Origin of the sequence: Nostoc sp. (genome assembly GCF_036919595.1) — a bacterium.
Classification (GTDB): Bacteria; Cyanobacteriota; Cyanobacteriia; order Cyanobacteriales; family Nostocaceae; genus Nostoc.
In genome coordinates this window covers 23,222-29,221 of sequence record NZ_JBALCO010000143.1, presented here as the reverse complement: position 1 = coordinate 29,221, position 6,000 = coordinate 23,222, and the positions used below count along the sequence as shown (strand labels likewise).

General features: G+C 42.8%; 5 protein-coding genes and 1 pseudogene. 2 read left to right on the top strand and 4 right to left on the bottom strand.

The genetic code is table 11. From position 1 onward, the window contains the following. Window positions 1-90: 90 nt before the first annotated feature. Window positions 91-444, top strand: a pseudogene (locus tag V7K21_RS21855) (hypothetical protein); the annotation flags it as partial. Window positions 445-474: 30 nt separating this feature from the next. Here V7K21_RS21855 and V7K21_RS21850 read toward each other — a convergent pair. Next, on the bottom strand, window positions 475-1,785 hold the full coding sequence (locus V7K21_RS21850) for an aminopeptidase P N-terminal domain-containing protein (RefSeq protein ID WP_335177311.1): 1,311 nt from the start codon (window positions 1,783-1,785) through the stop codon (window positions 475-477). 463 nt (window positions 1,786-2,248) lie between these two features. Here V7K21_RS21850 and V7K21_RS21845 point away from each other — a divergent pair, with 463 nt between their 5' ends. After that, on the top strand, window positions 2,249-3,490 hold the full coding sequence (locus V7K21_RS21845; protein WP_335177310.1) for an FG-GAP repeat domain-containing protein: 1,242 nt from the start codon (window positions 2,249-2,251) through the stop codon (window positions 3,488-3,490). A gap of 299 nt (window positions 3,491-3,789) precedes the next feature. Here the strand turns inward: V7K21_RS21845 and V7K21_RS21840 are convergent, their stop codons facing one another. The 3 genes from V7K21_RS21840 to V7K21_RS21830 all read right to left on the bottom strand — a co-directional run bounded on the left by V7K21_RS21840 (window position 3,790) and on the right by V7K21_RS21830 (window position 5,956). Further along, complete coding sequence (locus V7K21_RS21840) at window positions 3,790-4,557, bottom strand: MBL fold metallo-hydrolase (RefSeq protein WP_335177309.1); 768 nt, start codon at window positions 4,555-4,557, stop codon at window positions 3,790-3,792. Window positions 4,558-4,560: 3 nt separating this feature from the next. Next, a complete protein-coding gene (locus V7K21_RS21835; protein WP_334955911.1) occupies window positions 4,561-5,160 on the bottom strand; it encodes an anthranilate synthase component II in 600 nt (199 codons plus the stop codon). 340 nt (window positions 5,161-5,500) lie between these two features. Further along, window positions 5,501-5,956 carry a diacylglycerol kinase family protein gene (locus V7K21_RS21830; protein WP_273763329.1) on the bottom strand — a complete coding sequence of 152 codons (456 nt, stop codon included), beginning with the start codon at window positions 5,954-5,956 and terminating at the stop codon, window positions 5,501-5,503. Window positions 5,957-6,000: the final 44 nt, after the last annotated feature.

Here is a 6,000-nt window from a genome sequence, read left to right as displayed (position 1 = left end):
CCCAAGTATCACGTTTCTCAATTATTCCACCTCATTAGTATGGAAGCAAAGCCTTCTATTATAACATAAAAATAATTCTGCAAGAGGTCTAATGTAGATGCTTCTAAAGGTTTAGAAGGACGCTGTGATTTTATTCTCAGTTGTTCACCAGAACAATATGATATTACTAGCCCTGTCGTGACTATTGTGGAAGCTAAAAATGAGAGTATTAAATCTGGTTTAGGACAATGCATTGCGACAATGATTGCATCTCAATTGTTTAACCAGCAACAAGGAAATATTATAAATGAAATTTATGGTGTAATCACAACAGGAACAAATTGGAAATTTCTCAAACTTTGTGACAATACTATCTTTATCGATAAGAACGATTACTTTATTAAAGAAATAGATAAAATCTTAGGAATTCTAACAATGACTCTGATGGCTTGTCCGCAATTTTAGCTTGGGGATGGTTCCTACCATCCCCATTTTTTATCGTTCTACTTCATCTACTGCTTTGGGAACCCCCGCAGTTAATACCTCATGTCCATCAGATGTAACTAACACATCATCCTCAATACGAATACCAATACCAATCCATCGAGGATCAGTCTCTGGTTGGTCTTCTGCTAGTTTGGTGTCAGGTACAATATATAATCCCGGTTCCACTGTCAGAATTTGACCTGGTTGCAAAATCTGCGGTTTATCTTCACCGTGCTGGTAAACACCCACATCATGGACATCCAACCCTAACCAATGGCTGGTGCGGTGCATATAATATGGCTTATATTTCTCTTCCTCAATTAACTTGTCAATTTCACCTTTGAGAATGCCAAGTTCGACTAAACCTTCGGTGAGGACGCGCACTGCTGTATCGTGAACTAATTTAAAGGGATTACCTGGTTGCACTTGAGCGATCGCTTGTTTTTGCGCCTCCAAAACAATCTCATACAGCGTCTTTTGTTCTGGGGTAAATTTACCACCCACAGGAAATGTCCGCGTAATATCAGAGTTGTAATAACTGTAGGCACAACCGGCATCAATTAGCAGTAATTCTCCATCCTGCATTTGACGATTATTCTCAATGTAGTGCAGTACGCAAGCATTTACGCCAGAAGCCACAATCGAAGGATAAGCTGGCCCCATTCCACCCCGGACTCGAAAGATGCGTTCCATCTCCGCCTGAATTTCGTACTCGTAACGTGCGGGTGCGGCAATTTCTTGTGCATAATTGTGTGCTTCAGTGGCGATCGCTACTGCTTGACGCATCAATCCCAACTCAGCTTCACTTTTGATCAATCTCATGCTGTTAAGGACAGGGCCAGTATCTTCAATGGCAATCGGCCCTGTCCCACGCTTGGGATAAGTCCGCAGTAAACTCTGATAATGTCCCAGGATTTGGTCATTGAAGGCGCGATCGCGTCCTAAGTGATAATAAATGCGGTTAGCTTTTTCCAAATACTGTGGCAACTTTTCATCTAACTCGCTAATCGGGTACGCTTCATCAGCACCATAAATTTCCTTGGCTGCATCTACCCCACAAAGATAACCAGTCCATACTTCCCTTTCCCGATCCTTCGGTTGGACAAATAGCACAAACCGATGTTCTGAATGATGCGGCGCTAACACTGCAACTGCCTGTGGTTCGTTAAAACCAGTTAGGTAGAAGAAATCACTGTCTTGGCGATAAACATACTCGACATCGTTGTGCATCACTGCCATTGGCGCACTGCGAAAGATGGCTGTGCCATCACCAATTTTTGCCATTAACTGCTCGCGACGCTGCCGATATTCTGCTTGCATAGCTGATGTATGTATTAAACTATTGTGTTATTTTACGCTTTTGGCAACCAGCGGATGCCCAGATTATGCTTCTCAGTAGTTGCTAATCTAAATTATTCTAACCAATATTTATTTCAACTCAAGTCATAAATTATTGATGAATAATCAATTATCTTGCGACTGGCATCTGGCAAGCCACTCTTGTTGCATCTGGCGTGGGGGGGTCGCAACAATTTACAATTTTCACGAATGATTTAGGACTGCTATATAAAACACGAAAAATATTTTGCAATTGCTTGTATAGAGCTTAATAATTTTAGAATAATCGTTTAAAATAAACATATATTTATCTTCAACTAATAACATTAATAAATAAAAAATAGTTATAAAGAAATATTTAAACCCTGCTAAATGTTATTGGGTTACAGAAATAACTTGTCAAAAAAAGTTAAAACAATATGACAACCAATCATAAAAATACACCATGTTTGGAAATTCAAATTCCTCACCCTTATCTTTGAATACATCTAAATGGGTATCAGACTCTTTAGCAAAATCAAAAATCTTGACATCTTCTTTTGAGGATTTGAATTATGATTTGGGATTTGAGAGTAAGAGTTCCTCATATGCACTACAAGATGAACCATCGACCAAGCTTGTTAAAACGTCAGCAAATCCCAATCCTAATCCTTACTTAACTAGTGCAGCGATTACTCCTGACTTTAACGGTGATGGCAAAACGGACAAAGTTTGGGCCGATTCTACAACTGGTGAGATTATCATTCGGTTGATGGATGGAACAAAAGTTCTCGACCAGGGTTCTCTAGGTAAATTCGACCTATCCGCCTATGATTACAAAATTGCTGACTTCAATGGTGATGGCAAAACCGACTTCTTATTACGCAATAAGACAACCGGTGAGAATGCCATTGCGTTGATGGATGGAACCAAAGTTGCTAATTCGGCTGCTCTAACCAGTGTTGACCCAGCTTGGACTCCTCAGATTGGCGATTTCAATGGCGATCGCAAAACAGATATCTTCTGGCATAACAATACAACCGGTGAGAACGCTATTTGGGAGATGGATGGCACAAAAGTTCTGAATGCAACTGTTTTAGATAAAACAGACCCAGTACTAACTCCTACCATTGTTGATTTCGACGGCAATGGTAAGAGCGATATTTTCTGGCGCAATCCGAAAACCGGCGATAACGGCGCTTGGTTTATGGATGGTACGCAAAAGACTGAACTTTCACTGCAATCACAAGACGCCGCCTGGACTCCTACCCTTGGTGATTTTAACGGCGACAATAAGACTGACATTCTGTGGAGAAACCCTCAAACAGGTGAAAACAAGGTTTGGACGATGAATGGGATCATAGTTACAGAGGGTGCTCTGAAGACACTTGACCCAGCCTGGACTTCTAAAATTGGTGATTTCAACGGCGATGGCAAGACCGACATCTTCTGGCACAATGGCACCACTGGCGAGAACACCGCTTGGTTAATGGATGGTACAACAGTTGCCACTGAAGCTTTCTTACCGACTAATAGCGCGGCCTTGACACCATCCCTTGGCGACTTCAACGGCGATGGGAAGACCGACATCTACTGGCGCGATCAGACAGCAGGTGCAGACAAAATTTGGACTATAGATGGGACGACAGCGGTTGAGACTCCCATCAGCGACCCAGATAAGCTTGGTGCAGAGTGGTATACGTTCTAAAACCTAGAAACAAAAGTCATGCGATTTTAGATTTTTCCTTCAATCTCAAATCCAAGTTACGCTGTCAGCGCACCTTTGGTGCGACCCAAAATCTAAAATTGGCAGAGTCAGAAGTTATATCATGTCCGGTTAAATACCCATAATAGCCCTGCTAACCCCACCCCGCCAAAGCTACACTTCTGCCCCCAAAGCATTAGGGAGGGGGTGCTTTTATGATCGACAATTAGATGGACATCATATCAGGAGGTAGGGGACAGGAATCATTGATTATTCTCCCTCATCCACTTATCCTTTGCTCCTCAAAACTTGTAACTCAAAACCTGAATTTCCGCATTTTCCGGCAATTTACCAGGGCTAATGGAAATAGTATCTGTGTTGCTACGTCGTACTGGCATACCTTGCATCAAGGTCAGAAAATCATCGAGTGGCGAAATATCGCACGTAGCAGCATCAGCAGCCTGTGTCCGGTAATGGGTCGGAATCACCAACTTAGGATTTAACACTTGAACAGCCTGCTTTGCTTCCTGAGCATTGTAGGCTTTTGCACTGCCTCCCACTGGAATAAATGCCACATCAGGACGCCCCATCAGGATTTTTTGCTCAATGGAAATGGGGGCAGCAGCTCCCCCTAAGTGTAGGATATTAATTCCGCCTTGCTTCCAACTCCAAGCAGTATTTGAGCCAAACTGCCTACCACCTTTGCGATCGTGGTCTATAGCAATTCCTTGGAACTTAATGCCTTTGAACTCGTAAACTCCTGGTTCGTAAATGAGTTTTGCATTTCCCGGTAGTACGTCCACAGCCCCTTCATCCAGTAGTTGACTGCTAATCAGTACCAAATCTGCTGCAACTTTTGGTGGACGATATTTAGCAGTACAGCCGACCGCCCGAAATGGATTGACAAGAATTTTCGCACCGCCACCAGTAAAAAGAAAGCAAGTATGACCCAACCACTGAACTGATAAACCGCTAGATTGTGCGTCAGCTTGAGATTCATAACTCAAGCTAGTAACTAAAGCTGTGACCAACCCCGCCCCAGCATAGCCCATCAACTGTCGTCGTTTCATTAATTATGCTCTTGACTGTAACTGTTCCAGAAAATTTCGCAATAACTGTTTTCCTGAAGATGTCAGGACACTCTCTGGGTGAAACTGGACGCCCTGAATGTGAGGATAGTTCCGGTGTCGCACTCCCATAATGGTGTTATCTTCAACCCAAGCGGTGATTTCTAACACATCTGGGCAAGTCTCACGTTCTATCACCAAACTATGATACCTGGTGGCGGTTAGAGGATTTTCTAATCCCCGGAAAACCCCCACCCCAGTATGAGACACCTGAGAGGTTTTGCCATGCATCAACTCTGGAGCAGAAATTATTTTACCACCGAATACTTGACCGATGCTTTGATGTCCCAAACAGACACCCAAAATTGGCAACTCTTGGCCTAGCTGTTCAATCAACTCTAAGGAAATGCCAGCATCTTCCGGGCGACCAGGCCCAGGAGAAATAACCACGGCTTCGGGCTTTAATGCCCGAATCTCATCTATAGATATCTTGTCGTTACGAAAAACTTTAATATCATCTGCCACTGAGAATTCTGCTGCCAATTCTCCCAGATACTGCACTAAATTATATGTAAAACTATCATAATTGTCGATAACTATAATCAAAGCTCATCACTCCTGGTTTTTACTACTAATCAATTGCAAAAAGCATAGACAAATATCTCATGCTATTTGTTCGCTAGGTGTAAAAATAACGCTAACGTGGACGTGTAAATATGAAGCGGCTACTCTGGGACAAGCCACTTGCCAAAGATTGTCAAGTAACCCTTTAGCTAGGATGGTTGGCACGATCGCATTACTTCAATTTTAAATTGCTGATAATGTGTTCTCCAAAAAGGATCGGACAGAGGGTAGATCCTCTTACCGACTCACTGAGCGATGCCTGCGAGGGTTACTGAGCGCCTGGTGAGCGCAGTGCAGACTATTACGGCGTCGCAAATGATGTCTACAAAGCCGATATAATTAACCTTACCAGAGGAGGGAGCAATAGCGTACCAGCTACCAGCACCGCTACCAAAGCAGAGACAAGGACTGCACCAGCCGCACAATCTTTAGCGATTTTTGCCAGATCATGATATGTCTGCTTGACGGTTAAGTCCACAAGAGACTCGATCGCTGTATTTAATAACTCTAATGCCAAAACTAAACCACTAGTTACACCAATTACCGCTATTTCCACCGCTTGCAGATGTAGAAAAACGCTCAAAGCAATAGCTAAAGCACAAACACTTACATGGATACGAAAATTACGTTGAGTTTGAAAACTATAGCTGATTCCGGCCCAGGCATATTTAAAACTAACAAATAAATTAGAGGCTACTTTCCAGGAGAATTCCCGTTCGTTAGACACCAGTGTTTGTAACGAGGTGGGCGTTGGAGACGGAGAAATTTTTTGGGACATACACTTAAAAACACAAAAACAGAGTTGCTACAGTGGGAATCTTC

Bases quoted from the DNA above. Each gene is read 5' to 3' on its own strand.
- V7K21_RS21850 (WP_335177311.1), bottom strand. From the start codon at position 1,785: ATGCAAGCAGAATATCGGCAGCGTCGCGAGCAGTTAATGGCAAAAATT.
- V7K21_RS21845 (WP_335177310.1), top strand. From the start codon at position 2,249: ATGTTTGGAAATTCAAATTCCTCACCCTTATCTTTGAATACATCTAAA.
- V7K21_RS21840 (WP_335177309.1), bottom strand. From the start codon at position 4,557: ATGAAACGACGACAGTTGATGGGCTATGCTGGGGCGGGGTTGGTCACA.
- V7K21_RS21830 (WP_273763329.1), bottom strand. From the start codon at position 5,956: ATGTCCCAAAAAATTTCTCCGTCTCCAACGCCCACCTCGTTACAAACA.